This is a genomic window from Pseudomonas plecoglossicida NBRC 103162 = DSM 15088 (genome assembly GCF_000730665.1).
GTDB lineage: Bacteria > Pseudomonadota > Gammaproteobacteria > Pseudomonadales > Pseudomonadaceae > Aquipseudomonas > Aquipseudomonas plecoglossicida.
In genome coordinates this window covers 13,237-39,021 of the sequence record NZ_BBIV01000031.1, presented here as the reverse complement: position 1 = coordinate 39,021, position 25,785 = coordinate 13,237, and the positions used below count along the sequence as shown (strand labels likewise).

Below are 25,785 nucleotides of genomic sequence, written 5' to 3'. Positions count from 1 at the left end.
CATCACCCCGATCAGCGGTTACACCACCGTCGACAGCAACATGATGAAGATGATGCCGACCACCGAAAGGAGGGTCTCCATCATGGTCCAGGTCTTGAACGTTTCGGCCACGGTCATGTTGAAGTACTGCTTCACCAGCCAGAAACCGGCGTCGTTGACGTGGGACAGGATCAGCGAGCCTGCGCCGGTGGCCAGTACCAGCAGTTCCCGGTTGACCCCAGGTACCAGGTCGATCACCGGGGCGACGATGCCGGCACCGGTGATGGTGGCGACCGTGGCCGAGCCCGTGGCGATGCGGATCACCGCGGCCACCAGCCAGGCCAGCAGGATCGGCGAGATCTGTGCCTGCACTGCCATCTGCCCGATCACGTTGCCGACACCCGTGTCCACCAGCATCTGCTTGAAGCCGCCGCCGGCACCCACGATCAGCACGATGGCCGCGGTCGGCGCCAGGCTCTGGTCGAGCATCTTCATGATCTGCTGGCGGCTGAAGCCGCGGGCCGAGCCGAAGGTGTAGAAGGCCAGCAGCAGCGCGGCCAGCAGGGCGGTGATGGGGTGGCCGATCAGGTCCATCCACTGGCGCACGATGTGCTCGGCGGGCAGTACCACATCGGCCAACGTCTTGAGCAGCATCAGCACCACGGGCAGCAGCACGGTGACCAGGGTGATGGTGAAGCTCGGCAGGTTGCTCTGGTCGGACTCCTTGGCGATCTGGTCCATCAACTCCTGCGAAGGGTTGCCGGGGATGTAGCGGGCGATGAAGCTGCCGAACAGCGGGCCGGCGATGATCGCCGTGGGCAGGGCCACCAGCAGGCCATAGAAGATGGTCTTGCCGATGTCGGCGTGGAAGATGCCGATCGCCAGCAACGGACCCGGATGCGGCGGCACCAGGCCGTGGACCACCGAAAGTCCGGCCAGCAGCGGGATGCCGATCTTGATCAGTGACACGCCTGAACGCCGGGCGACGATGAACACCAGTGGTACCAACAGCACGAAGCCGATTTCGAAGAACAGCGGGATGCCGACCAGGAACGCGGCGAACATCATGGCCCAGTGCACATTCTTCACGCCGAAGGCACGGATCAGGGTCTGCGCGATCTGGTCAGCGCCCCCGGAGTCGGCCATCAGCTTGCCGAGCATGGTGCCCAGGGCAAGCACGATGCCGACGAACCCCAACACCCCACCGAAGCCGTCCTGGAACGACTTCATGACCTTGGCCACCGGCATGCCGGAGGTCAGGCCGAGAAAGCCGGCGGCCAGCGTCAGGGCGACGAAGGGGTGCACTTTGAAATGGGTGATCAGCAGGATCAGCCCGACGATGGTTACCAGGGCGTCGAGCAGCAGGTAGGTATCTGTAGCCAGTCCGAACATGGTGGATATGCCTCGGTCTTATCGTTGTTTTTTTGGCGTAGCTTGTTTTCTGAAACTTCGGCGCCTGGAGGCGTCCAGACAGCGCTGTCTTTGGTGAGCCGGATAAACCGCCGGTTCAGGCGGTCCGCGCCCGCTTCCGCTCACCGCAAGGCTTTAGCCAGGCGTCCACGGTCTCGGCCAGGGCCAGGACCTCTCTGGTGGCATCGAGCGGCAGGGTCAACGGTTCGCCATGGGGGGGCTCCAGTGCCGCGAACTGGCTTTCGATCAGGCTCGCCGGCATGAAGTGACCGGGGCGGGCGAGGACGCGTTTCTGGGCCTCGGCCGGGGTGAGTTCGAGGAACACGAAGGCGAGTTCCGGCATCGCTTCACGCAGGGTGTCGCGATAACGGCGCTTGAGTGCGGAGCAGGTGAGGATGGGCCGTTCACCGGCCTTGACCGCGACTTGCAGTTCCTGGCCCAGGCGCACCAGCCAGCCCGCGCGGTCGCTGTCGTCCAGAGGGATGCCGGCGCTCATCTTGCGGATATTCTCGGGCGGGTGAAACGCGTCGCCTTCGATCAGGCGGCCGCCGCTTCTGGCGGCAATGGCGGCACCGACGCTGCTTTTGCCGCATCCGGCCACGCCCATCACCACGATGGCGGACAGGGGAGAGTTCATTCAATACCTCCTGCGGGGCGAGATAGCGCTGTCTCGTCGCAGACGAAACGCCACTCCCCGGTGTTGTTGGTTTTGTCCTTACGCAGTATGGACGCTTGGCAGAGGGCGTGTAGTGGCTGCTACCAAAGATTACATTGCCTGCGTCCTGAGACAGCGCTACCTTAGTGGCCGTTCCCCATCCTTGGCAAGTAGTAAAATTACAACATCCATGTCCCGCACAGGCTCTCGCACCACCGGTCGTCCCACGCTGGCAGAAGTCGCCAGGCTTTCCGGGGTATCCCCGATCACCGCATCGCGCGCCTTGCGCGGCGTCAGCACAGTCGCACCGCAGCTGGTGGAAAAAGTCACCGTCGCCGCCGCGCAACTGGGCTATATCGCCAATCCGGCGGCGCGCGCACTGGCGTCGGCACGCAGCCAATCGGTGGTTGTGCTGATCCCTTCGCTTTCCAACCAGTTGTTCATCGACACCCTGGAGGCCATTCACGAGGTGATGCGCCCGCGCGGGCTCGAGGTGCTGATCGGCAACTATCACTACGACACCGGCGAAGAAGAGAACCTGATCCGCAATTACCTGGCCTACCAGCCCTGTGGCATGTTGCTCACCGGTTTCGACCGCAGTGAAGCCTCGCGGCAGATGCTGGCAGCCAGTGGCGTACCCTGTGTACACATGATGGAACTGGGCGGCGAGGCCGGGGCGCTGTCGGTGGGCTTTTCCCAGCAGCAGGCCGGTCGCGCTGCCGCGCAGCACCTGATCGAGCGAGGGCGGCGACGTCTCGCCTTCATCGCCGCGCAGCTGGACCCACGGGTGATGCAGCGTGCCGAAGGCTTCCGCCAGGCGCTTGCCGAAGCCGGCCTGCAAGCCACCGAGCTGGAAGTTCTGGCACCGCAGCCCTCGTCGATCGGGCTGGGCAGCGAACTGTTCAGCCAGTTGCTGGGCAAGGCGCCTGATGTGGACGGCATCTTCTTCTGCAACGACGATTTGGCCCAAGGCGCAATTTTGCAGGCATTGCGCCAGGGCATCGAGGTGCCGCGCCAGGTGGCGATGGTTGGCTTCAATGACTTGCCGGCATCGGCGCAGATGGTGCCGCGGCTGACCTCCATCCGCACGCCTCGGGCTGCCGTTGGTCGGGGCGCTGCGCAGGCGTTGCTGGCGCTGCTCGATGGCAAGCGGGTAGCGGCCGAACAGCAAGACATGGGCTTCGAGCTGATGGTGCGGGAGAGTACATGAATGGCCTGGCCAAGGTGCACGCATGACTATCACCAAGTGATTAATCATTAGGTAGTGGCATTGTGCTTGCATGCCGCTTGGGCCGATCTATGCTCAGGAAACCCTGCGTACAAAGGACCCTGGCGCCATGTTCGACTTCCATCGCAAGTCCGATCTGATCGAGATTCAACGTACCCGCCACTCCCTCGCAGTATCCCAGGCCAAACTCGCGGCGATCAGCCGCAGCATGGCGATGATCGAGTTTTCACCTGACGGCACCATCCTCGACGCCAACGAACAGTTCTGCCGGGCCATGGGTTATGACGTCGAGGAATTGCGCGGCAAGCACCACCGGTTGTTCTGCGACCCGGTTTACGCCAAAAGCGCCGAATACCAGCAGTTGTGGCGCGAACTGGGCGAGGGCAGCGCCATCAGTGGCACCTTCGAGCGCGTAGACAAGGCGGGCCGCGAGGTCTGGCTGGAGGCCAGCTACATGCCGGTGCTGGATGATCGTCAACAGGTCACCAGTGTCATCAAGGTGGCGACCGATATCAGCCAACGGGTCAAGGACGAACATGAAAGCCAGAGCCTGCTCAAGGCCATCGGCCGTTCCATGGCCGTCGTCGAGTTCACGGCGCAGGGGCGGGTGATCAAGGCCAACCAGAACTTCCTCACCACCATGGGCTATCGCCTGGAAGAAGTGGTCGGCCGCCATCATGGGCTGTTCTGCCAGCCCCACGAGCGTGAGTCGGCCCAGTACCGTGAGTTCTGGGCCTCGCTCAACCGGGGCGAGTACCATTCCCATCGTTTCGAACGGGTCAACAAACAGGGCCAGACGGTGTACCTGGAGGCGTCCTACAATCCGATCTTCGACAGCAAGGGGCGGCTGTACAAGGTGGTCAAGTTCGCCAGTGATATCACTGCCCAGGTCAGCACCCAGCAGAGCGCTGCCGACGCGGCCCACGCCAGTTCGGTGCAGACTGACGCGTGCGCGCGCAAAGGCACCGAGGTGGTACAGCAGACCGTCCAGGTGATCGAGCAGATTTCCCAGGAGCTCAATGACGCCGCGCGCAGCATCGATGCGGTGAGCAAGCAGTCGGACGTGATCGGGCAGATCGTGCAGACCATCCGCGGCATTGCCGACCAGACCAACCTGCTGGCCCTGAACGCCGCCATCGAGGCGGCCCGTGCCGGTGAGCATGGCCGTGGCTTTGCCGTGGTCGCTGACGAGGTGCGCAGCCTGGCTGCGCGCACCAGCAAGGCTACCCTGGAAATCGTCGATGTGGTGCGCCAGAACCATGACCTTTCACAGACGGCGGTGGCCAGCATGCATTCGAGCCTGTCACGCACCGGGCGAGGCGTGGCCCTGGCCAACGAAGCCGGGACCGTGATCATGGAAATTCAGCAGGGCTCGCGCCACGTGGTCGAGGCCATCAGCCAGATCAGCTCGACGCTGCAATTGCACTGAGGGAATCGGCCAGCTCGCGCTGCAGGGTCAGCAAGCTGTTTTCCAGTTGTCGCCTGAGCGCCTGGGTGGGCAGGCCCTGAGCCTGGGCCCGCTCGATGGCCTGGCAATCGCTCACGACCCCACGCACCTTGAGCATCTTGGCGCCGCCTTTGATTCGGTGGGCGAGGCGGCCCAGGCTGTCGTCGTCCGGCGTGGCACCCAGTGCGCGCAGCGCAGCGAGGTCTTCACTGGCACTCTGCGCCAGTTGTTCGAGCAGGTGCCGTGTGAGTGTCGGGTCGTCCTGGGTCAGGTGGCGCAGTTGCCCGAGGTGGAAGCCGCTGGGCGTGGGGGCTGTGCTTGCGTCGATGGGCACCTGTGGCAGGTGCATCTTCAGGGTCCGCAGGCCGATCGGTTTGAACAGGCAGTCGTCCATCCCGCTGGCCAGGCAGCGCGCGCGCTCTTCGGCCAGGGCGTTGGCGGTGACGCCGAGGATCCTGCAGCGTGGCATCTCGCGCGCCTGCTCCAGTTGGCGAATCCTGCGGGTCAGCTCGTGGCCGTCCATCACCGGCATGCTGCAGTCGGTGATGACCAGGTCGAAAGCCCCCTCTTGCCACAAGGCCAGTGCCACTGCGCCATGTTCGGCCAGGGTGACCTGGTGCCCCAGGGTATTGAGCTGCTTTTCCAGCAACATCAGGTTGGCGGGGTAGTCATCGACCACCAGGATGTCGAGTGACTTGCGTTCGTGCGCCTGGTCGGGCACGTCGGCCTCGACGGACGGGGGCGCGACGCTGGCGGGCAGTTGCAGCATGACGTTGACCCGGGTACCCACGCCTTCGACGCTTTGCAGGTGCAGTTCGCCGCCCATCAGCTCGGCCAGGGTTCGGCTGATCACCAAGCCCAGGCCGGCGCCCTGATGCGCCCGTGGGCCTTCGGCCTGGGCGAAGGCACTGAACAGCCGGGCCTGGTCTGCCACGCCAATGCCGATCCCTGTGTCGCGCACGCACAACTGCACCCGCACCTCGTTGTCTTGGGTCGTCAGCTGCAAGTGGGTATGCACTTCGCCGCGGTCAGTGAACTTGATCGCGTTGCTCAGCAGGTTGGACAGGATCTGCTTGATGCGCAGCGGGTCAGCCAGTACCCAGGCGGAGCCGGCCGGCAGCTCGCTGTGCAGGTGGATGCCCTTGCTGCGCGCGTTGCCTTCGAACACCCGCAGGGTGCCGCATACCAGGTCGACCAGGTCGGTGGCCACAGGCTGCAGGGTCATGTGCCCTGATTCGATGCGCGAGATATCCAGGATGTCGCCAATCAGCCCCAGCAGGCCGACCGCCGAGTCATGGGCGGTGCGCAGCGTCTCGGCGTCGCAGCGTCCGGCGCCGCTGTCTTCCATGGCCAGTTCGAGCAAGCCGATCACCGCATTCATGGGCGTGCGGATTTCATGGCTCATGGTGGCCAGGAAGGTACTTTTGGTCTGGCTGGCCAGTTCTGCATCGTCCTTGGCCTGGCGCAGTTGCTCGAGCAGGCCGCGGCTGAGGGCCAGTTGCGCCTGCAAGGCATGCTGGGCTTCGGTGCGCTGATGGATCAACTTGCGCAGGTAGCTGTTCCAGAACACCACGCCGGCCAACAGCAAGGCCGCGAGCACCAGTACCTGCAGGGCCAATGTGCGGTAGTTGCGCCATTGGCTGTCACTGACCAGCGAACTGGTACGCCAGCGGTTGATCAACTGATCCAGTTCTTCCGGCGGGATACTCAGCAGGGCCTTGTCCAGGATGGACTGCAACAGGGGCTGGTCCGGGGCGACGGCGAACGCCGCGATGGCCGGGTCGTCACCCAGGATGCCGGCAATGCGCAATTGGTTCTTGAATACATGGTTGATGTAGTATGTGGCATTGATATGGCTGCTGTAGGCCACATCGGCATCGCCGTTGGCCACAGCTTCCATCAGCGCCAAGGGGTTCGATACCTCGACCACCTGGGCCTTGGGAAACTGGCGCAGCACATCGTCGCGCAATGGTGAGCCGCGTAGCAGGGCGATGCGTTTGCCATCGAGGTCGCGGCCGGTCGATGTCGCCTGGTTGCGCGTCACCAGTACCCTGGGGCTGACCAGGTAGGGTCGGGTAAAGCGCACTTGGTTGGAGCGGTCGGCGCCATAGCCCAGCGCCCCGATCATCTGTGCATCGCCGCGGGACACCTGCTCGACCATGGTCTGCACGGCAGGGCGCTCCATGAACCTGAACTGCAGCCCGGTGCGCAAGGTGATCTGCTTGAGCAGGTCGACGGTGATGCCGCTGGTGCGTTGCTGGGCGTCGTTGAAGGTCAGGGGTGCCAGCGCCGGGTCCACCAGCACGCTGACCGTGGGATGGCGCTCGATCCAGGCTTTTTCTTCATCGGTCAGCGCAGACAGGTGGCGCTCCAGCAAGAGGCTGGTGTTGCCACTGGTCCACCGCCGCAGGATGGTCAGGCGCTCGCTTTCGGTGATCCTGTCCAGGGCCGCATCGATCAGGCGATGCAGGCGTGGGTTGTCGTTGGCCAGGGCGAATGAAAAAGTGCCGGGTTGCGTCTGGCAGAAATGATCGATCTTCACTGTGCCCTGATAGCTCTTGCCGATGAGGAAGTCGGTACTGATGGCATCACCCAGGTAGGCGTCCGCTTCGCCCAGCTCGACGGCGGCCAGGCCTGCCACGGTCGAACGGTACAGACTCAGCTGTGCATTGGGATAAAGCGCGCGGACTGTTTCGCCAGGCAAATAGTGGTCGACCATCGCCAGGCGCAGGCCGGCGAGACCTGGGTTGTTCTTCAAGGGGCGACCTTCACGGGTGACGATCACCGGCAGGTCGTCGGCGTAGGGCAAGCTGAGGCTGAGCTGGGCATCGGCAGCCTCGAAGCCGTTGGAGCTGCCCAGCAGGTCGATCTTGCCCTCGCGCAGGGCGGTGATCGCTTCATGGCGGCTGGAGAATCGCCTGACTTCCACCGCAATCCCCAGCTGCTCGCTGATCAGCCCGGCGAAGTCGGCACTCAGGCCTTCGTAGTCGGCTGGGCTGATGTTGATTTCGAAGGGTGGATAGTCGGGGCGCGAAGTGCCCAGCAACAGGGTTTTACGCTGCTGCAGCCACTGACGGTCCTGGCTGTCCAGGTGCAGGGGCTGGGTGGCGCTGGTGGCACGCGCCAGCAACTGGCGTGGCTCGGCATCGGCGAGCGTTGGCAGAGGGCAGCAGGCCAGGCTCAGGAGCAGGAGCAGGCCGGCCGATAAGCGATTCATGGCGGCGTAGCGCTCAGCTGACGTGGTTGCGCTTGGCCAGGTCGACCATTTCCACCAACGATTCGGTCTTGAGCTTTTCCATGATGCGCCCCCGGTACGTGCTGATGGTCTTGGCGCTGAGGTTCATGCTGCTGCCGATGTGCTTGTTGTTCTCGCCCCGTGCCAGGCGTCGCAGCACTTCCATCTCCCGGTTGGACAGGCTCTCCAGGCGTCTGGGTTCGCTGTCCAGGGTATTGCTGTTGACCGACATCTGCGGAAACGTGGAATAGCCCTTGATCAGTGCCTTGAGCGCGAAGATCAACGCTTCATGGTCCTCATCCTTGGTCACGAACGCGCCAATGCCGGCGTCCAGGCAACGGCGCACGTAGAGGTCGGTCGCCTGGCCGGTCAGGACCATGATCTTGGGCGAAGGCTCCAGCTGCTGAAGGCGTTTGATGACCTCCATGCCATCCAGGCCCGGCAGGCCGATGTCCAGCACCACCACATCGGGGCGCAGGTCGCGTGCCACCTGTGCCACTTCGCTGCCGTTGCCTACCTCGCCAACCACGCGGAAGCGCTCACGCTCCAGCAGCAGGCGCATGGACAGTCTGACGATGGGGTGGTCGTCGACGATCAACACAGTTGTCATGAAGTTAACTCCTGTCGGAATGTGGTCCGTTTCCTGTGAAGAATCAGGAATACGTCTGCAAGTTATTTCTGCAGCGCAGCACGATACGACCATTCCGGTTCCTTGGTAATGGCGAGTATAGAACTGTTGAACAAGTGTGTCGGTGTTGTAGAAAAATCCTACAACACGTCAAGGAAGCCATCGCCAGGCATGGCGATGGCGGGTGATCACTTGCAGGCGGGATGGGGTTTGCGCACGCGATGCGTCGAAGCAGGATTGTCAGTCAACGCAAGGCCAACCCGTGTCGGGCGCGGCAGCAACTGGCCAGAGCAGTTCGGGCAACGGCTTTGCAAGCGCGTTTCGGTACAGTTGCGGCAGAACGTGCATTCGAACGAACAGATGAACGCCTCGCAGCTGTCGCCCGGCAAGTCGGCATCGCAGCATTCGCAATTGGGGCGTAGTTCCAGCATGGGCGCGACTCCGTTATTAAGAGGATAAAGCCCGGAGTCTGCTATGGCTGGCCTGCCATTGGCAATGCTCACTCGCCGGGGCGGTAGAGATGCGCGTGGCCGGCGCGGTACAGAGCCGAGGCGGCAAACGGCGCGTCGCCCAGCACGTGGCCGACGAGGATCAGCGCGGTACGGCGAAAGCCCTTTGCCGCGACCTGCTCGACGATGTCGGCCAAGGTACCGCGAACCCAGTCCTGGTCCGGCCAGGTGGCCCGATGAACCACGGCGACAGGGCAGTCAGCGCCATAGTGGGGGCGCAGTTCCTCGACGATCCGGGGCAGATGCCTGACCCCGAGGTGAATGGCCAGGGTCGCGCGATGGCGCGCCAGGTCGCTCAGTTTTTCGCCCGCCGGCATGGGCGAGCTGTCGCCATAGCGAGTCAGGATGACCGTCTGCGCCACATCCGGCAGGGTCAGCTCGCAACCGAGCAATGCGGCACTGGCGGCTGTCGCGGTGACGCCCGGGACGATCTGGTAGTCGATCCCCAGTTCACGCAGACGCTGGATCTGTTCGCCGATGGCGCCATACAGGCTGGGGTCGCCACTGTGAACACGCGCGACATCCTGGCCCTGCGCATGGGCGGCACGGATCGCATCGATGATCTGTTCCAGATGCAGTTCGGCGCTGTTGATCACGGTCTCGGCGTGGTGGCCTTCGAGTACTGCGGCCGGTACCAGGGAGCCGGCGTAGATGATGACCGGGCACTGCCGGATCAGGCGCTGCCCCTTCACTGTAATCAGTTCCGGGTCGCCAGGGCCGGCACCGATGAAGTAGACCGTCATGGAAGTTCCTTGCAGAAGAATGGTTGAAGCGATTATCCGCCGCAGGCCAGGGCGACGGTAGCCGGCCCCTGGCTTTGCCGCGTGACTCGCAACCTGGCCGAGCCGAGTTCGCGGTGGGCCAGGGCCAGTGCGGTGCTTTCCGCGACACCCCAGCAGCCACTGTGCGAGTAGGCAAGCGGCGAGCGATGGCTCAGCGCGTATTCGAATGCTTGCAGCTGGCTTGCGTCGAACAGCACCAAGGGCAAGCCGAGGCGCCGGGCCAGCTGCTGCAGCCCCGGTTCATCGGCCTTCAGGCTGATGCTGGCAATGCCGTGCAAGGCGGCCAGCGGCAGTCCCTGGCTGGACAGGGACTGGCGCAACAGGCTGTCGAGGACATCGGCCGGGCAGCCGCGACGGCAGCCGAAGCCGGCATACAGCGCCGGCAGCGGTGTATCGAGGGTCATCAGGCGTGTCGGGAGCGGCGGTAGAACCAGGCACTGAGCAGGCCCAGGGCCAGCCAGAACACAGCGTTGGTGACCCACGACGCGATCTTGAACTGGGCTTCCAGCGTTTCGGGCGCCAGGCTTTGGTGGACCTCAGGTTGCGGCGCACCAATGACATGGGGCACCACCAGCAGTGCCGCGCCGGCAACCTTGAGCAGCCAGTGCCGGGCAAACACCAGCATTGCCAGGCCCAGTGCAGTGGCGGCTGCAGTGCCGACCCACCAGCTCTGACGCTGGCCCAGTTCGGCTGCGGCGGTACCTGGCAACTCGGGCGGCAGGCCCAAGGTCGGTGCCAGGCAGAACACCGCGAAACCGGCCAGGCCCCACAGTGCACCGGTGCCGACCCGATTGGGTTCGCGCAGGCTGTACAGGGCAGCCAGGATCAAGGCGAAGCCGACGGCCACCACCAGGTTGCCACCGGTGGTCGAAAGGATGCGCTGCCAGCCATCTTCCGGCGACCAGGCCTCAGCACTGTGTTCATGAGCAGCAACGGCTTCGCCGTCATGGCTGTGATGCTCGGCGGCGGGTGCTGCCGACTCGTAGGTTTCTGCCTGGAGAATCAGCGGTGCGACCCAGAAATTTTGCAGCAGGGTCAGCAGCAAGGCAGCGAGCAGGCCACTGAACCCGGCGGTGCGGGCAATATGCTTGATCATCTGCTGGCCTCAGTGGCAGGGGAATGCGGCGCTGTGGCGGGTATCGTGGGCGGCGTTGTGCACGGCCTCGATGTGCGAGAAACCGGCGAAGTAGACCAGGCACAGGCCCAGCAGGCTGGCGCCAAGGGCAATGACGACGCGCTGGCTGAGGGTGACGGGGGTGGCGATGCTGTGCTTGGCGCTGGTGATGGGCATGACGCGATCCTCTGTTGTCTTGGGTTCAACGGGCAAGCGCGGCAGCCCCGGGCGCGATGCGCCCGAGGGAATGCGACAGCGCCCGCCCACCGCGGGGTGTTCATGTGACGTCAGGCCGGTCTCCGGGCTTGCGAGGAGGAGCAGGGCTCCTTGAAAAGCGTCACCTTCCCATGCCGAACGACGTGGCACAGTGGTCTAGACGCTTCGCTCGCTTACCGTTGCGGGGGCAGCACCGGCCTTGTCCGACCCTGCTCGAGGGACTGTGACTCACCGGTTTCCCGTTTCACCCCCGAAGGGGCACCTGAACGCAGGGGTAAGGAGAGCACGGGGCTGGGCTTGCGTCAATCGGTTGCATTTTGTTACCGGTGATTGGGCTGCACAAAACCCATCCCATCAGTTGACCACCCGCCACCCCCCGCGTAGCCTTGCCGCTTCGAGGTTCTTCGGCCAGGCCGAAGCTAAGACGGGAACGCGGTACAAGCCGCGGCTGCCCCCGCAACTGTAGGCACCGGCAACGGATCGACACAGCCACTGCGCTCACGGCGCGGGAAGGCGTCATCCCGCCAGCCCCGATCGATCGGGGCTGAACGGTGCAAGCCAGGAGACCTGCCTCGTCACGTTTTCGACTTTCAACCGGGCGGGGTGATCCGGTGGCGAACGAGCCCGGCCGACCTGGTCCGCGGCTTTCGTGCCGCATGCCCGCGCCAACCTGCCAAGGGCAACGCGACATGAGAACACTGGCCAAGCTTCCCGTCACCATCGTCACCGGCTTCCTCGGGTCGGGCAAGACCACCTTGCTCCGACATATGCTCGACAACGCCCAGGGCCGCCGCATCGCGGTCATCGTCAACGAATTCGGCGAGCTCGGTATCGATGGCGAGATTCTCAAGCAATGCAGCATCGGCTGCACCGAGGAAGAGGCCGTCGGCCGCGTCTACGAACTGGCCAACGGCTGCTTGTGCTGCACTGTGCAGGAAGAGTTCTTCCCGGTCATGCGCGAACTGGTTGCCCGCCGCGGCGACCTGGACCACATTCTCATCGAAACCAGCGGCCTGGCTTTGCCCAAACCGTTGGTGCAAGCCTTCCAGTGGCCGGAAATCCGCACGGCCTGCACCGTCGACGCGGTGATCACCGTGGTCGACAGCCCGGCCGTGGCCGCCGGCACTTTCGCCGCTTTCCCGGACCAGGTCGACGCCCAGCGCAAGCTCGACCCGAATCTTGACCACGAATCCCCACTGCATGAGCTGTTCGCCGACCAGTTGGCCAGCGCCGACCTTGTGGTGCTGAACAAGGCCGACCTGATCGACGCCGAAGGCCTGGCCAAGGTCCGCGCCGAAGTGGTCGAGGAGCTGCCGCCAGCGGTCAAGGTGATCGAGGCCAGCAGTGGCCGCCTGCCGCTGGACGTCCTGCTGGGCGTGGGCGCCGAGTCCGAGGCGCATATTGACGGCCGCCGCACTCACCACGACTCGCACCACGACGGTGATGATCATGACGACCATGACCACGATGCCTTCGACTCCATCTCCATCGACCTGCCGGAGGCCGACGAGAGCCTTCTGCTCGATGCCCTGACGCAATTGGTGGTGGAATTCGGCGTCCTTCGCGCCAAGGGCTTCGCCGCCATTCCCGGCAAGCCGATGCGCCTGCTGGTACAGGGCGTGGGTACCCGTTTCGACAAACACTTCGACCGTGCCTGGCGCGCCGACGAACCGCGCATCACGCGCCTGGTGCTGATCGGCCAGGACCTCGATGCCGCGCAGCTGGAAGCGCGCCTGCGCCAGGCCCTGGGCGCCTGACCCATGCACTTGCTGCGGACCCAGCCCGGCGGCTTCGTGCCGGACGACAGCATTGCCGACCTCGGCCAGACGCCTGCCGAGCTGGCGATCCTCTGCAGCGGCGATTCGCACCTGGCGTTGCTCGCCGAAACCGCCGAGCAACTGCCGGATGATTTCCCCAGCCTGCGCCTGGCCAATCCGATGCAGGTGCAGAACCATGCCTCGGTCGACCTGTATGTGGAAGAGGTGCTGCGCCACGCCAAGGTGATACTGGTGTCGTTGCATGGCGGCGTCGGCTACTGGCGCTACGGCGTCGAGCAGTTGGTCGCGTTGGCCGAGCGAGGGGTCGAGCTGATCATGGTGCCGGGCGACGACCGCCCGGACCCGGAGCTGACCGGGTTGGGCACGGTGACCGGTGCCGAGGCGGATCGCCTCTGGCACTACCTGCGCCAGGGCGGCAGAGCCAATGCCGTCAACCTGTTCAACTGCCTGGCAGGCCTTTGGCTTGGCCGTGATTACGCCTGGGACGAACCGCAACCCTTGCCACGCACCTCGGTGTATCACCCCAACGAGACCAGCGCCACGCTCGAGCACTGGTTCGCGCAGTGGAACCCCGAGCATCCGGTGGCGCCGCTGCTGTTCTACCGTTCGCACTTGCAGGCGGCCAATACCGCCTTCATCGATGTGTTCTGCCAGCGCTTGCAGGCAGCGGGGCTCAACCCGTTGCCCATTGCGGTCGCCAGCCTCAAGGAAAGTGGCTGCCTGGAGCAGGTGGAGCAGTGGCTGGACGAGGTCGGTGCCGAGGTGATCATCAACACCACCGGTTTTGCCTTGTCCAGCCCCGAGCGCCCCAACCTGCGCCCGTTTCGCCGCGACATTCCGGTGCTCCAGGCCATTTGCGCACAGGACAACCAGCCGGGATGGCAAGCCAGCGAGCAAGGCCTGGGTGCCCGTGACCTGGCCATGCACATTGCCTTGCCGGAGCTGGATGGGCGCATCATCACCCGGCCGGTCAGTTTCAAGGACATGGCCTGGCGCAGCGAGCGCAGCCAGTCCGATGTGGTCTGCTACCGGGCCCACCCCGAGCGCATGGACTTCGTCGCCGAACTGGCACGACGCTGGGTAGAGCTGGCACGCCTGCCCAATGGCCAGAAGCGCGTGGCGCTGGTGCTGGCCAACTATCCGACCCGCGATGGACGCATCGGCAATGGCGTCGGGCTGGACACCCCGGCTGCGGCCCTGAACATTCTCCAGGCCCTGAAAGCCGAGGGCTACCCGCTGGAGCAACTGCCGCACAGCGGCACACAGTTGATCCACCAGTTGCTCGGTGGCGTGACCAACGATCTCGATCACCTCGATCAGCGCCCATGCGCGCAAAGCCTGAGTCTGGCGGAATACCAGGCCGCCTTCGAGCGCTTGCCTGCCAACAACCGCCAGGCTGTGCTAGAACGCTGGGGCGCGCCCGAGCAGGACCCGATGTACCGCAGCGGTCGCATGATGGTGGCCGGCCTTCGTTTCGGCCTGACCTTCGTCGGCATCCAGCCTGCACGCGGTTACCAGGTAGACTCCAGCGCCGTGTACCACGACCCGGACCTGGTGCCGCCACATGGCTACCTGGCGTTTCATTTCTGGCTGCGCCATGCCTTCGCCGCCGACGCCGTGATCCATGTGGGCAAGCACGGCAACCTGGAATGGTTGCCCGGCAAGGGCGTGGGCCTGTCAGCCGAGTGCTGGCCTGACGCCTTGCTCGGGCCGCTGCCCAATATCTATCCGTTCATCGTCAACGACCCGGGCGAGGGCGCCCAGGCCAAGCGCCGTACCCAGGCAGTGATCATCGACCACTTGATGCCGCCGTTGACCCGGGCCGAAACCTACGGCCCGCTGCGCCATCTCGAGCGGCTGGCCGACGAATTCTACGAAGCGCAGTTGCTCGACCCGCGACGCGCCCGCGAGCTTCAGCGCGATATCCTCGAACTGGTCAAGGCCAACCACATCGACCGCGAACTGCAGCTCGAAGGCCAGCTGGAAGATGCTGCGGTGTGGTTGCCACGCCTGGACACCTACCTGTGCGACCTCAAGGAATCGCAGATTCGCGATGGCTTGCACGTGTTTGGCCAATCGCCACAGGCACGGCTGCGGCTCGATACCTTGCTGGCCTTGCTGCGGGTGGAGCGTGGTGACGGGCGAGCGGGCAATGCCAGCCTGTTGCGCACCCTGGCAAAGGCGTTTGCCCTGGGCTTCGATCCGCTTGACTGCGACCTCGGCGAGCCCTGGAGCGGTCCGCATCCGGCCCCATTGCAAGCGATGAGCGAAGAGGCATGGCGTACCTGCGGCGACGCCCGTGAACGGCTCGAACTGTTCGCGTTGAAGCTCATCGAACACGCCCTGGACACGACCTTGCAATTGCCTGACGAGCCGCAGTGGCAACCCGTGCAGGCGGTACTGTGCGCGTTGTGCGAGCAGGTGGCCCCGGATCTCGACGCCTGTGGGCCGGCCGAGATGAACGGGTTGCTCGCTGCGCTGGCGGGCCGTTTCGTGCCGGCCGGCCCCAGCGGCGCACCGAGCCGTGGCCGTCTGGATGTGCTGCCCACAGGCCGCAACTTCTATACCGTGGATGTGCGCAACCTGCCCACCACGACCGCCTGGCGCCTTGGGTTTGCCTCGGCCAACCTGATCCTCGAACGGCACCTGCAGGACCACGGCGACCATCTGCGTCAGCTCGGTGTGTCGGTTTGGGGCACGGCCACCATGCGTACCGGTGGCGACGACATCGCCCAGGCCATGGCACTGATGGGCGTGCGACCTGTGTGGGCCACGGGCAGCCAGCGCGTCGACGATTTCGAGATCTTGCCTTTGAGCCTGCTCGACCGCCCGCGGGTCGACGTGACCTTGCGGGTCTCGGGATTCTTCCGCGATGCCTTCGGCAACCTGATCCGTTTGTTCGATGCGGCGGTGCAAGCGGTAGCAGCGCTGGACGAGCCTGCCGACATGAACCCGCTTGCCGCCCGTGTCCGTCACGAGCGCGACGCCATGCAAGCCCAGGGCATGGCGCCCGAGCAGGCCGCGCGGGAGGCCGGCTGGCGGGTCTTCGGTGCCAAGCCCGGTGCCTATGGCGCCGGCGTGCAGAATGCCATCGAGGGTCGCCTGTGGCACAACCGCGAAGACCTGGCCGAGGTGTACCTCAACCATGGCGGCTACGCCTATGGCGCGAGCGACGAGGGTACCCCGGCACGCGCCCAGTTCGCCCGGCGCCTGGGTCAGGTCCAGGCCGTCCTGCAGAACCAGGACAACCATGAGCACGACCTGCTCGACTCCAATGACTACTACCAGTTCCAGGGTGGCATGCTGGCAGCCTCCGAGACCTTGGGCGGGACGAAGGTGGCGAGTTACCACGGCGATCACAGCCAACTCGACCGTCCGCGCATCCGCACCCTCAAGGAAGAGCTGAACCGCGTGATGCGTGCGCGCGCGCTCAATCCCAAGTGGATCGACGGGGCCAAGCGCCACGGCTACAAGGGCGCGTTCGAACTGGCGGCGACGGTCGACAACCTGTTCGCCTTCGACGCGACCACGCACCTGATCGACGATCATCATTACCAGTCGCTGGCCGATGCCTATGTGCTCGACCCGGCGACCCGCGACTTCATGCGCCAGCACAACCCCGAGGCCTTGCGCGACCTCACCGAGCGTTTGCTGGAAGCCCAGCAGCGTGGGCTCTGGGAACAGCCTGGCGAGTACCGCGAAGCGCTCGAGGAACAACTGCTCGATGGCGAGGAACAGGCTTGAAATGAGTGAACCCGTGCAATTTCCCCTGGCGGCCGTGGTCGCTGCCGACGCGCTGAAGCTGGCGTTGTGCCTGACCGCCATCGATCCCAAGATCGGCGGCGTGCTGATCGAAGGGCCGCGCGGCATGGCCAAGAGTACCCTGGCGCGTGGCCTGGCGGACCTGCTCGGCGAAGGGCCTTTCGTTACCTTGCCGCTGGGCGCCAGCGAAGAACGCCTGGTCGGCACCCTGGACCTGGATGCCGCGCTGGGGCAGGGCAAGGCGCAGTTTTCCCCCGGCGTGCTGGCCCAGGCCGACGGCGGGGTGCTGTATGTCGACGAAGTCAATCTGTTGCCCGATACCCTGGTGGACCTGCTGCTCGACGTTGCCGCCAGTGGCACCAACCGCGTCGAGCGTGACGGCATCTCTCACCGGCACAGTGCGCGTTTCGTCCTGATCGGCACCATGAACCCCGAGGAAGGCGAGTTGCGCCCGCAACTGCTCGACCGCTTCGGGCTCAATGTCGTGCTCGAAGGGCTGCCGGCCCCCGAAGCGCGGCAGCAGATCATTCGCCGGCGCCTGGCCTTCGATAGCGACCCGCAGGCCTTCTGCGAGCAATGGGCCGCAGCCCAGGCGCAACTGCGCGAGCGCTGTCAGGCCGCACGGCAAGGGCTGTCGGCGATTGCCCTGGACGACCAGTCCCTGGCCTGGATCACCGAGCGCTGTTATGCCGCCGGGGTCGACGGCCTGCGTGCCGACCTGGTCTGGTTGCGCGCGGCCCGCGCCCATTGTGCCTGGCGTGGGGGCGAGGCGATCGAAGAAGCCGATGTCGAGGCCGTGGCGGAATTCGCCCTGCGCCACCGGCGTCGCCACACGCCCGAGACCGGCGCCCAGCCCTCGCCGCCCCCAACCAGCGGCCGCGATACGCAAAGCCGGAGCGGACAAGGGGAGTGGGGGGCGTTGCCAGCCCAACCCGTCACCAGTGGTGCCAGGCGCGAGGTGCCTGACTGGGCAAAAAAGCCCTGAGCATCCGCCCACCGGGCAATCAGTTGACGGATGCCATGCCACGTGCCGGAAAACTGTCCGGTGCCAGCCGTGGCCGCGCGCAGGCGGCGAGCAAAGGCCGTGTCGCCTGGTTGGCGACCTTGCTCAAGGGGCGCCCGCTGCAGCGCCGCGACCTGTGTTGGCAGCAGCGTCAGGGTCAGGCCTGCGAGTTGTGGCTGGTGATCGTTGATGCGTCGGCCTCGACCCGCCGCCACCAGGCGCTGGGCCAGGCCAAGGGCCTGCTGGCAGCGCTGTTCGACCAGGCTTATCGCCAGCGAGCTCGGCTGGCGTTGATGACCGCCAGCGGTGGAGCGCCGCAATGGCAACGTCAGGGACTGAAAGCGTCGGCCGCCTTGCAACCTTGGTTGCAAAACCTGGGTGCTGGCGGTGGAACCCCGTTGATTGCAGCGCTGGAGCAGGCTCGTCGCTGGTTGCAAGCGCGGCAGAAAGCCTGCCCGCACGAGTTTCAGCGCTGCCTGGTGTTTACCGATGGTCGGCTGCAACGTTGGAAAGATGTGCAGCCCTTGCCTTGTGCCACCTTGGTAGTGGACATGGAATTGGCGCCGGTTCGCCTGGGGCGCGCGCGGCAACTGGCCGATCAACTGCAGGCCGAGTATCAGCACCTGGAACAGTCCCGGGTCACCGAATGAGGTAATAGGCGCGACACTTTGCCGCAATAGGAAAGTTGCTTGAAGGCGGGTTGGAAAGTTGCACAAGTGCGTGGCGGGCACGCACTTGCAGAGCAAGGGTTGCTATTATTTTGGCATTGACCAGGGCTGCAGGTCATATCCCTTCTCGCACAACTCGGCGCGCACTTCCTCGATCAGGCATGCCCATTGTGCCGGGTCGGAATAGATACGCGACGACACTTGCTTGCTACCGATACGGGTGCTTGTCCGGTCGATCACGGCCAGGCTCAGCTCACCCGTACCGTTGGGCGCATCCCAGGCCACGCACTGGAAGGGTTCGAAGGCGTGGTCGGCAATCAGCAGGGCTTCGTTGACACGGAGCGGTGCATTCATGATTCGGTCTCTCTATGGTCCCAAACAGCGTAATGAAGGTCCGCGTTTACTGCTACGTCGCTTCAGCTCATCGCGATCTGCAGTGCGGGGTTATTCGTACTGATGCTCCAAGTTGGGGGAGGAGTCACACAGCGTGGTTATTTTTTTTCAAATTTGAACGGGGTTTATTGTCCTGTGCCGCCTGTGACGTCAATAAATTTGAAAAATTCCCGCTTGGGTTGTTTTGGCCAGAATCGGGCAGACAGACGGTAGTGGGCACCGTCAAGTTCGTTGCTACTGTTAAATCGGCGCCGCAACTTACTGTTTTCACGTAAAAAACCATAAATTGGCGCCAAGGAACGGTCATGCACGATACCGCCGCGCTGCGTCGTTTGCTCATCGTTGACCCCTGCGATGATTGTCACCGTTTGTTGCCGGGCCTTGAGACTGCAGGCTGGGAGGTCCGCAGCTGTAGCCTGGAGCTGGCGCTGGAGAACCGATGCGACCTCGGCCTGCTGCGTTTGCAGGAATCGCACCTGCGCCACCCGGATGCGGTCAAGGACCTGATCAAGCGCAGCAATACCGAATGGATCGCGGTGCTCAATGCCGAGCAACTGCGCATGCAGAACGTCGGTGATTTTGTCTGCGAGTGGTTCTTCGACTTCCACACCTTGCCATTCGACGTTTCCCGCGTGCTCGTGACCCTGGGACGTGCGTTCGGCATGGCACGCCTGCGGGGCAAGGGGGCGGTGCCGGTCGATGGCCTGGAGCACGAACTGCTGGGTGACAGCCGGCCGATACTCGAGCTGCGAAAATTGCTGGGCAAACTGGCGCCTACCGAATCGCCGGTACTGATCCGAGGCGAGAGCGGCACCGGCAAGGAATTGGTGGCGCGTACGTTGCACCGCCAATCCCAGCGCCGCGAGATGCCGTTCATAGCGATCAACTGCGGGGCGATACCTGAACATCTGATCCAGTCGGAGTTGTTCGGGCACGAGAAGGGCGCGTTCACTGGCGCGCATCAGCGCAAGATAGGGCGGATCGAGGCGGCCCACGGCGGCACGCTTTTCCTCGACGAAATTGGCGACCTGCCGCTGGAGTTGCAGGCCAATCTGCTGCGTTTCCTGCAGGAAAAGCACATCGAGCGGGTCGGTAGCAGCCAGCCGATTCCGGTCGATGTGCGGGTACTGGCCGCCACCCACGTGGACCTCGAAAAGGCCATCGAACAGGGGCGCTTCCGGGAAGACCTGTATTACCGGCTCAATGTGTTGCAGGTGGTGACTGCACCCTTGCGTGACCGGCACGGTGACCTGTCGATGCTGGCCAACCATTTTTCGCATTTCTACAGCCTGGAGACCGGCCGCCGGCCGCGGTCCTTCAGTGACCATGCCCTGGCTGCCATGGGGCGTCACAATTGGCCGGGCAATGTACGGGAGCTGGCCAACCGGGTGCGGCGAGGGCTGGTGCTGGCCGAAGGTCGGCAGATCGAAGCCCAGGACCTGGGCTTGCATGTGCTCGAGCAGGAGGATCAGCCCTTGAGCACGTTGGAGGACTACAAGCACCGTGCAGAGCGCCAGGCGTTGTGCGATGTGCTCGACAGACACAGCAACAACCTGAGCATCGCGGCGAAGGTGTTGGGGGTTTCACGGCCGACGTTCTACCGATTGCTGCACAAGCACCAGATTCGCTGACCTTGCGCGGCCACACACGCTGCAGAAAACCTGTGCAGGCAACCGTCTTGATCAACTTCCAGAAGTTGACTCGACTCCTGTGGGAGCCGGCTTGCCGGCGATGAGGCCAGCACATGCACAAGCTGTCTGGGCCCTATCGCCGGCAAGCCGGCTCCCACATGGGTTTCGCACCAGTTTTCAAGATCATGGGCAAGACAGTTGCTCCCACAATGCTCAGCTCGACTGCGCGACATGCCCGTCCGAGAGTTCATCGATCGTCTCTTCTTCACCTGGCAGCGCGGTAATCACGCTGAAATCGCTGATCTCCACTTCACCGCCGCCATACCCCAGCAAGTGGAAGGAAAATGCCTTGCGCACGGTGGGGTTGTCGAAGCCGAATTCCATCTCCAGCGGTTCATCGGCCGTTACCCGGATCTCTTCGGGCAAGCCCAGCGGCACATCCTGCTCCAGCTCCTTGGCCTTGAGCTGGATGTAGGCAACGTGTTGCCGATCGAGTGCGCGCACCTTGACCCGCACCCGGGTATGCGAGCCTTCGGGCATTTCCAGGTACTGCGCACCAATCAGGTTGTCAGCCCAGTCATCGCGAATGCGCGCCTGCAACGGGATGGCCGAGGGGCCACCGAACTGGTAGCGCAGGTTCAGGTGCGTGTGCAACAGCGACTGGTCGAGCGCCCCGGCCAGGGCGGTCAGCTGTGGGCCGGTGCGATCGTCGGCCGGGCCGAGGTAACGGGCCTGGTCAGCAATGAAACCTTGGCTTGCATAACGGCGGCAGCGTTGCTGGAAGTCGCATTCCGTCAATACGCCTTGGCCATCGTGGTAACGCAACATGCCATTGGTGTAGGAAATCATCTCGCGCCCGCTGTCATAGTCGCGCAGCAGCGAGCGCCCGCCCAGCGCGGCTGGAATCGGCAAGGCGAAGTAGTCGAGCAAGGAAGTGGCAAGGTCGATGTGGCCGTAGGTGCCCTGCTTGAGGCGCGGCAGTTGTGTCTGCTCCGGCGCCAGCATCAGGTTGAAGCCCCACGAGGAGGCCAGGCGCACCCCATCGATACCGTGGGACTCGTCCGAGGTGACGATTACCAGTGTGTCCTTTAGCACGCCCTGGCGTTCGAGGTTGTCGAGAAATGCCCCCAGCGCGTCGTCGAGGTAGGCCACGGCGGCTTGCTTGGCGGTGTCATATCGTGCCAGGTAGTCGGCCGGTGCCGAATATGGCTGGTGGGTGCCCACGGTCAGCAGGGTGAGCATCCACGGGCGATCCTGCTGGCGCAGTTGCCCGACGTAGTCCAGGGCACCTTCGAAGAATGCCCGGTCATCCTTGCCCCAAGGGAACTCCAGGTAGTTTTCGTTGCGGAACCATTCCTGGCCGTGCACCGAGTCGAAGCCGATGTGGGGCATGATCCGGTCCTTGGCCATGAAGCGCAGGCCGGCACCTTGCAGGTAGTGTGTACTGAAGCCTGCCTGGCGCAGCTGGGCCGGCAGGCAGGCCAGGTTGCGCTGCTGCTGGGTGAGCAGTTCCATGCCCTTTGGGGTGCCGTTCGCCAGCTTGTCGTAGTCGCCGCAGAGCATGGCGTACAGGCCGCGAATGGTCTGGTGGGTGTGCAGCACGTAGTCGGGCGTGTTCATGCCGCGCTCGGCCCATCGGCTCAGATTGGGCATCAACTCCTCGTCGAACCGGCTGTTCAGGGCCTGGCGGTTTGGCCGAACGTATGCGCCAGGAATGCCTTCGACGGTGATCATCAGCAGGTTGCGTGCGCTGCCGGGGGCGGTCAGCAGCTTGTGGCCATTGAGGTCGGCAAGGGTCAGGCCGATCGTGGGCATGGGTGTGATCGGTTGTTCGTGCCCGGTCCAGACAAGGGCGCGGCGCTGCAGGTCGCCCACGCCGGCGCTGAGCAACTGGTGGGAGAGGTTGTACTGGCGCCACTGGTCGGCGTCGGAGGGTGCCAGTTGCTGGCTGCCCCAATGCAGCCCGAACAGCAGTGCGGGGATGGCAAGGGCCCAGCGCGGCAAGGGCTGGCCCTGCTTGCCTCGACTGCGCCAGGCGGTCGTTACCCAGCCAAGCAGGGCAACGGCCAGCAGCCAGGGCAACCACGGGTGGGCAAGGCCACCGCAGGTGGAGTTTTCCATGAATTGAGGGTCAACCAGGTAAACCAGGTCGGCACTGGTCGGCAGTCGCCCGACGGCGCTCACCAGCTCTGCCGAAGCTACCCAGAGCAAGGCCCAAACCAGCAGGACTGGCAATGTCAGCCACCACGCGCGGCGGTGCAGCACCAGCGCCAGCAGACTGCCGATGGCCAGGTCCGACAGATAACCGAGAGGATTGGACCAGCCCAGGAGGGCGCGCGCAGCCAGCGGAAGCACCAGCACCAGGATTGCCAGGGCGACGAGCCGGGTACGCGGGTGGCCGAACAGGTTCTTCACGAAAACTTTCCTTAATTGCCATCAAAACGTCACATAGCGATGCGAGATGATAACAGCCCGGTGTCAGGAAAGCGGTTTGGCACAAGGTTGGTTACTAAATCCAGGCCTGCAGGGCAGGCCCGGTACTGCCAGGCATTGATCAGAAGTAGTACGGGAATTTCAGGCTGAAGGAGAAGTCCGGCGCATCGTCGGTCAGGCCAATGGCGAGGTTGGGGACGATGGTCAGGTTGTTGCTGGCGGCGAAAGTCAGGCCGATGTTGAAGTTCGCGGCGTTGTAGTCACTGTTGCTGATCGACTGCCAGTCACTGCCATCAGGTTTGATCTTGCTCTTGCGGGCGAACTGATCGGTGACCGAGAACGACATGCTCATCTTTTCGTTCAGGGCGAAGGCGATACCGCCGCCGATCTGCCACGAATCGCCCAGTTTCACGTCGCCAGGCACCTTGGTGTTGACCGTGGGGCTGATGTCGCTGAACGAGTCTTCCATGTTGTAGGTATATGACAGGCTACCGAACAATACGGCCGGGTCGAAGGTCTTGACCAGCGAGATGCCTGGGGTGATGGCCCACACGCCGTTGCCGGTCGGCAGGTCTTCGGGGATCGCCAGGTTGTCGTTGGCGGTGTCCTGGATCAGCTTGATGCCGTAGGGGTCCTTGCCGGTAGGCGCCTTGACCCGCAGTGTGGCGACCGCGTCCGGCCAGTCTTCGGATTCGTCGAGGAACTTGTAGGCAACGCCCATGTTGACGTCGCCAATCATCGGGTCGCGGGTTACCGTGCCATCGGAACTTACCCCGGCTGCCCCCCCGGCGCCCCCGGAGGAATAGGTCGATTCACGATAGACGATCGGCACGTTGATATCGAACTGCCAACGTTGATCGACGTTGTAGCGGGCTGTCAGGTCCAGTGTCCAGTTGTCGGCCTTGATGCGGTCGATGTTGATGTTGCCCAGGAAGATCGAGTCGAGTGCCAGAAAGCCGTTGAGCGTCAACGCCCGGGTGTCGTAGTGGGTATAGGTGATGCCGGTTTCGACACTGAACTTGCCGCCACCGAAGAAACCACTGGCTTCGTCATACAGGTTGGACACGCTTTGCGCCGGTTCCGAATCCTCCTTGAGCGACTGCCCGTAGGAGCTGCCGCTGGTGCCTGGAGCCCCTGAAGCCACGGTCTGCGCGCCCTTGACGCCTTCTGCAGGCGATTTGGTCAAGCGCTTGGGTGCAGCGGCCGGCGGTGCTTCCTCTACCTGGCGAAGGCGTTGTTCCAGCACCATCAACGCGTTCTGTTGGGCTTCATAGCGTTGTTTCAACGCGATCAGTTCTTGTTTCAATGCTTCGACCTGAGGGTCGGTTGCCGCCTGTAGCAGAGTGGCCGGAGCCAAGGTACTCAAACAAACGATAGCTCTCAACGTCGACAAACGATGCATGGGTTAGCCGTCCCTTCTGACTACTTTGTGCGATGAGACTGAGCGTAGATCAGTATCCGCCGTTACGAAGGCCTTTGAGCTGATCGAGATTGGCGTTCATCGGGCCTGCCGTGGCAGGGCTGTCGCGCAGCACGACATTGAGCTGCGTCAGGTTGCGCACCTGGTTGCCAGCACCGAGCAGGGTGGTGTTCTGCATCAGCCCGCCCTGGCCCAGTCGCTGCAAGGTGCTGCCCTGGTTGTTGCTGGCGACGATGCCGAGCTGCACCCCATTACCGCTGGCGGAAACACTGAGCGAGCCGGCGCCGTTGGCGCCCACCAGCGTGGTGCCTGCCGCCAGGGCCTGGCCCTGGGCCTGGTTGGTGGGCGCCTGGTTGCCCTTGGTGACGGTGATGCCGACGTCGTTGTAGGCCGAGTTGTAATCGCCGGCGGCACGCACCACCTGGGTCACGCCTTCGGTGGTGTTGAGCCCGCTGCCACCGGTTACCGTACCGGTTCCGGGGGGTTGCGATTGCGAGCTGCCGGTACCTTTTTCATTGATCATCGAGACATAGAACTGCGGTTGCACCGTCGTATGCTGGATCTGCATCGTCGATGTGGCACCGATCACCTCGCCATTGGCGTTCTGCCAGGTGCTGGTCATGACCACGCCAAAGCTGACGATACGCCCCGGCAGCACATAACGGCCGCGCAGGTTGGCCAGCTCCTGGTCCTTCAGCTCGATGGGTTTGAACGTCTGTGCCTGGGTCGGCAGGCTGGCGGCCAGGCAAACGAGTGCAAGCCAGCATGAAGTCTTCATGGGGTGCTCCCGGGGCCTCTTGCCCCCAGTCATTAGAAGAAGTCGCTTTGGATGAAGCCGAAGTCCATCAGCTCTGCGTCCTTCACCGGTGCGAAGTGGTTGACGCGGTTCTTGGCGCTGAGCGGCAGCGGCGGGTCCAGCAGTACGTTGGACTTGTCGTACCCTTGGCCGATGACGGCGAAGATGATGCCGTTCCAGCCCTTGATGAAGTCATCGAGCTTGAAACGCTTGTGGCCCAGGACCGGGTCGCCGATGTAGACCCAGCCGCGGTCGACTCTCTGCATCACCACGAAGTGCTTGTAGCCGCGGATGTCCATCAGCACCACCACCGGGATGCGGATGCTGTGCAGGGTGTCGGGCGCTACCCGGTAGCCGCGGGCACGCATGCCCAGGCTTTCCACGTAGCGCTTCATGTCGAGCATCGAGAAGCCCTGGGTACGCACCATGTCATGGTCGGCGTTGGCCAGCATGCCCTCGATCACCTGTTGTTCGTCCACGTCCAGCCAATAGGCCTGACGCAGGATGGTTGCCAGCGATGCCGCGCCGCAACTGAAGTCGGTTTTCTGTTGCACGAGGTCTGCGAACTTGCGCTCGCGGATGCTCTGGATGGGTTTGTAGATCACAGCGCCACCTGGCAGGACGGACAGTGGCATCTGGGCTGCTTCACTGACACTGGCCATGCACAGCAGGAATGCCAAGGCGATAATGCGCATGTT

Annotated in this window: 21 protein-coding genes, 1 pseudogene and 2 riboswitches; of the genes and pseudogenes, 8 read left to right on the top strand and 14 right to left on the bottom strand. The window is 64.0% G+C overall.

Annotated elements, in window-relative coordinates; translation table 11 throughout:
• Positions 1 to 18: 18 nt before the first annotated feature.
• Positions 19 to 1,371 (bottom strand): GntP family permease, encoded by a 1,353-nt coding sequence (locus tag PPL01S_RS17430; RefSeq protein WP_016392583.1) that lies wholly within the window; start codon positions 1,369 to 1,371, stop codon positions 19 to 21.
• 115 nt (positions 1,372 to 1,486) lie between these two features.
• Positions 1,487 to 2,026, bottom strand: coding sequence for a gluconokinase (locus tag PPL01S_RS17425; protein WP_016392584.1), 540 nt, complete (start codon positions 2,024 to 2,026; stop codon positions 1,487 to 1,489).
• 208 nt (positions 2,027 to 2,234) lie between these two features.
• Here PPL01S_RS17425 and gnuR point away from each other — a divergent pair, with 208 nt between their 5' ends.
• From gnuR to PPL01S_RS26055, 3 genes and pseudogenes are all read left to right on the top strand, one after another.
• A complete protein-coding gene (gnuR, locus tag PPL01S_RS17420; RefSeq protein ID WP_016392585.1) occupies positions 2,235 to 3,254 on the top strand; it encodes a transcriptional regulator GnuR in 1,020 nt (339 codons plus the stop codon).
• 70 nt (positions 3,255 to 3,324) lie between these two features.
• Positions 3,325 to 4,164, top strand: a pseudogene (locus tag PPL01S_RS26060) (PAS domain-containing protein); the annotation flags it as partial.
• A gap of 42 nt (positions 4,165 to 4,206) precedes the next feature.
• Positions 4,207 to 4,701, top strand: a complete 495-nt coding sequence (locus tag PPL01S_RS26055) for a methyl-accepting chemotaxis protein (protein WP_373271145.1) — start codon at positions 4,207 to 4,209, stop codon at positions 4,699 to 4,701.
• On the opposite strand, the gene PPL01S_RS17410 is transcribed toward PPL01S_RS26055, so the two are convergent.
• The 7 genes from PPL01S_RS17410 to PPL01S_RS17380 all read right to left on the bottom strand — a co-directional run bounded on the left by PPL01S_RS17410 (position 4,676) and on the right by PPL01S_RS17380 (position 11,164).
• Positions 4,676 to 7,936, bottom strand: a complete 3,261-nt coding sequence (locus tag PPL01S_RS17410; RefSeq protein ID WP_016392587.1) for a transporter substrate-binding domain-containing protein — start codon at positions 7,934 to 7,936, stop codon at positions 4,676 to 4,678. The genes PPL01S_RS26055 and PPL01S_RS17410 overlap by 26 nt on opposite strands.
• 13 nt (positions 7,937 to 7,949) lie before the next feature.
• Complete coding sequence (locus tag PPL01S_RS17405) at positions 7,950 to 8,564, bottom strand: response regulator transcription factor (RefSeq protein ID WP_016392588.1); 615 nt, start codon at positions 8,562 to 8,564, stop codon at positions 7,950 to 7,952.
• A gap of 206 nt (positions 8,565 to 8,770) precedes the next feature.
• Positions 8,771 to 9,013, bottom strand: a complete 243-nt coding sequence (locus tag PPL01S_RS17400) for a DUF1272 domain-containing protein (protein ID WP_016392589.1) — start codon at positions 9,011 to 9,013, stop codon at positions 8,771 to 8,773.
• 68 nt (positions 9,014 to 9,081) lie between these two features.
• Complete coding sequence (gene cobM, locus PPL01S_RS17395) at positions 9,082 to 9,834, bottom strand: precorrin-4 C(11)-methyltransferase (RefSeq protein ID WP_016392590.1); 753 nt, start codon at positions 9,832 to 9,834, stop codon at positions 9,082 to 9,084.
• A 32-nt stretch (positions 9,835 to 9,866) separates the two neighbouring features.
• Positions 9,867 to 10,259, bottom strand: coding sequence for a cobalamin biosynthesis protein (locus PPL01S_RS17390; RefSeq protein ID WP_028625972.1), 393 nt, complete (start codon positions 10,257 to 10,259; stop codon positions 9,867 to 9,869).
• 17 nt (positions 10,260 to 10,276) lie between these two features.
• Positions 10,277 to 10,969 (bottom strand): CbtA family protein, encoded by a 693-nt coding sequence (locus PPL01S_RS17385; protein WP_016392592.1) that lies wholly within the window; start codon positions 10,967 to 10,969, stop codon positions 10,277 to 10,279.
• 9 nt (positions 10,970 to 10,978) lie between these two features.
• Positions 10,979 to 11,164 (bottom strand): CbtB domain-containing protein, encoded by a 186-nt coding sequence (locus tag PPL01S_RS17380; RefSeq protein ID WP_016392593.1) that lies wholly within the window; start codon positions 11,162 to 11,164, stop codon positions 10,979 to 10,981.
• 96 nt (positions 11,165 to 11,260) lie between these two features.
• Positions 11,261 to 11,484, bottom strand: a riboswitch (cobalamin riboswitch).
• Positions 11,485 to 11,583: 99 nt separating this feature from the next.
• Positions 11,584 to 11,792, top strand: a riboswitch (cobalamin riboswitch).
• Between the two features lie 100 nt (positions 11,793 to 11,892).
• Here PPL01S_RS17380 and cobW point away from each other — a divergent pair.
• From cobW to PPL01S_RS17360, 4 genes are read left to right on the top strand one after another with little or no spacing between them, the layout of a single operon-like run.
• Entirely contained in the window at positions 11,893 to 12,960 is a 1,068-nt protein-coding gene (cobW, locus tag PPL01S_RS17375; protein WP_016392594.1) for a cobalamin biosynthesis protein CobW, read from the top strand.
• A gap of 3 nt (positions 12,961 to 12,963) precedes the next feature.
• Complete coding sequence (cobN, locus tag PPL01S_RS17370) at positions 12,964 to 16,725, top strand: cobaltochelatase subunit CobN (RefSeq protein ID WP_028625971.1); 3,762 nt, start codon at positions 12,964 to 12,966, stop codon at positions 16,723 to 16,725.
• Between the two features lies 1 nt (position 16,726).
• Positions 16,727 to 17,728, top strand: coding sequence for a magnesium chelatase ATPase subunit I (locus PPL01S_RS17365; protein WP_028625970.1), 1,002 nt, complete (start codon positions 16,727 to 16,729; stop codon positions 17,726 to 17,728).
• A 35-nt stretch (positions 17,729 to 17,763) separates the two neighbouring features.
• On the top strand, positions 17,764 to 18,396 hold the full coding sequence (locus tag PPL01S_RS17360) for a vWA domain-containing protein (RefSeq protein ID WP_042156328.1): 633 nt from the start codon (positions 17,764 to 17,766) through the stop codon (positions 18,394 to 18,396).
• Positions 18,397 to 18,501: 105 nt separating this feature from the next.
• Here the strand turns inward: PPL01S_RS17360 and PPL01S_RS17355 are convergent, their stop codons facing one another.
• Entirely contained in the window at positions 18,502 to 18,768 is a 267-nt protein-coding gene (locus PPL01S_RS17355; RefSeq protein ID WP_016392598.1) for a hypothetical protein, read from the bottom strand.
• A 344-nt stretch (positions 18,769 to 19,112) separates the two neighbouring features.
• On the opposite strand from PPL01S_RS17355, the gene PPL01S_RS17350 reads away from it, so the two are divergent.
• Positions 19,113 to 20,438, top strand: a complete 1,326-nt coding sequence (locus PPL01S_RS17350) for a sigma-54 dependent transcriptional regulator (protein ID WP_016392599.1) — start codon at positions 19,113 to 19,115, stop codon at positions 20,436 to 20,438.
• Positions 20,439 to 20,651: 213 nt separating this feature from the next.
• Here the strand turns inward: PPL01S_RS17350 and PPL01S_RS17345 are convergent, their stop codons facing one another.
• The 4 genes from PPL01S_RS17345 to fapD form a co-directional block, all read right to left on the bottom strand.
• On the bottom strand, positions 20,652 to 22,853 hold the full coding sequence (locus tag PPL01S_RS17345; protein WP_028625968.1) for an LTA synthase family protein: 2,202 nt from the start codon (positions 22,851 to 22,853) through the stop codon (positions 20,652 to 20,654).
• Positions 22,854 to 22,992: 139 nt separating this feature from the next.
• Positions 22,993 to 24,273 (bottom strand): fibril amyloid transporter FapF, encoded by a 1,281-nt coding sequence (fapF, locus tag PPL01S_RS17340; RefSeq protein ID WP_016392601.1) that lies wholly within the window; start codon positions 24,271 to 24,273, stop codon positions 22,993 to 22,995.
• A 49-nt stretch (positions 24,274 to 24,322) separates the two neighbouring features.
• Positions 24,323 to 25,069, bottom strand: a complete 747-nt coding sequence (gene fapE, locus PPL01S_RS17335; protein ID WP_016392602.1) for a fibril amyloid subunit FapE — start codon at positions 25,067 to 25,069, stop codon at positions 24,323 to 24,325.
• 32 nt (positions 25,070 to 25,101) lie between these two features.
• The gene (fapD, locus tag PPL01S_RS17330) at positions 25,102 to 25,782 is read right to left on the bottom strand and encodes a fibril amyloid maturation endopeptidase FapD (RefSeq protein WP_016392603.1); all 681 of its coding nucleotides are present in this window, start codon (positions 25,780 to 25,782) and stop codon (positions 25,102 to 25,104) included.
• Between the last annotated feature and the right edge of the window lie 3 nt (positions 25,783 to 25,785).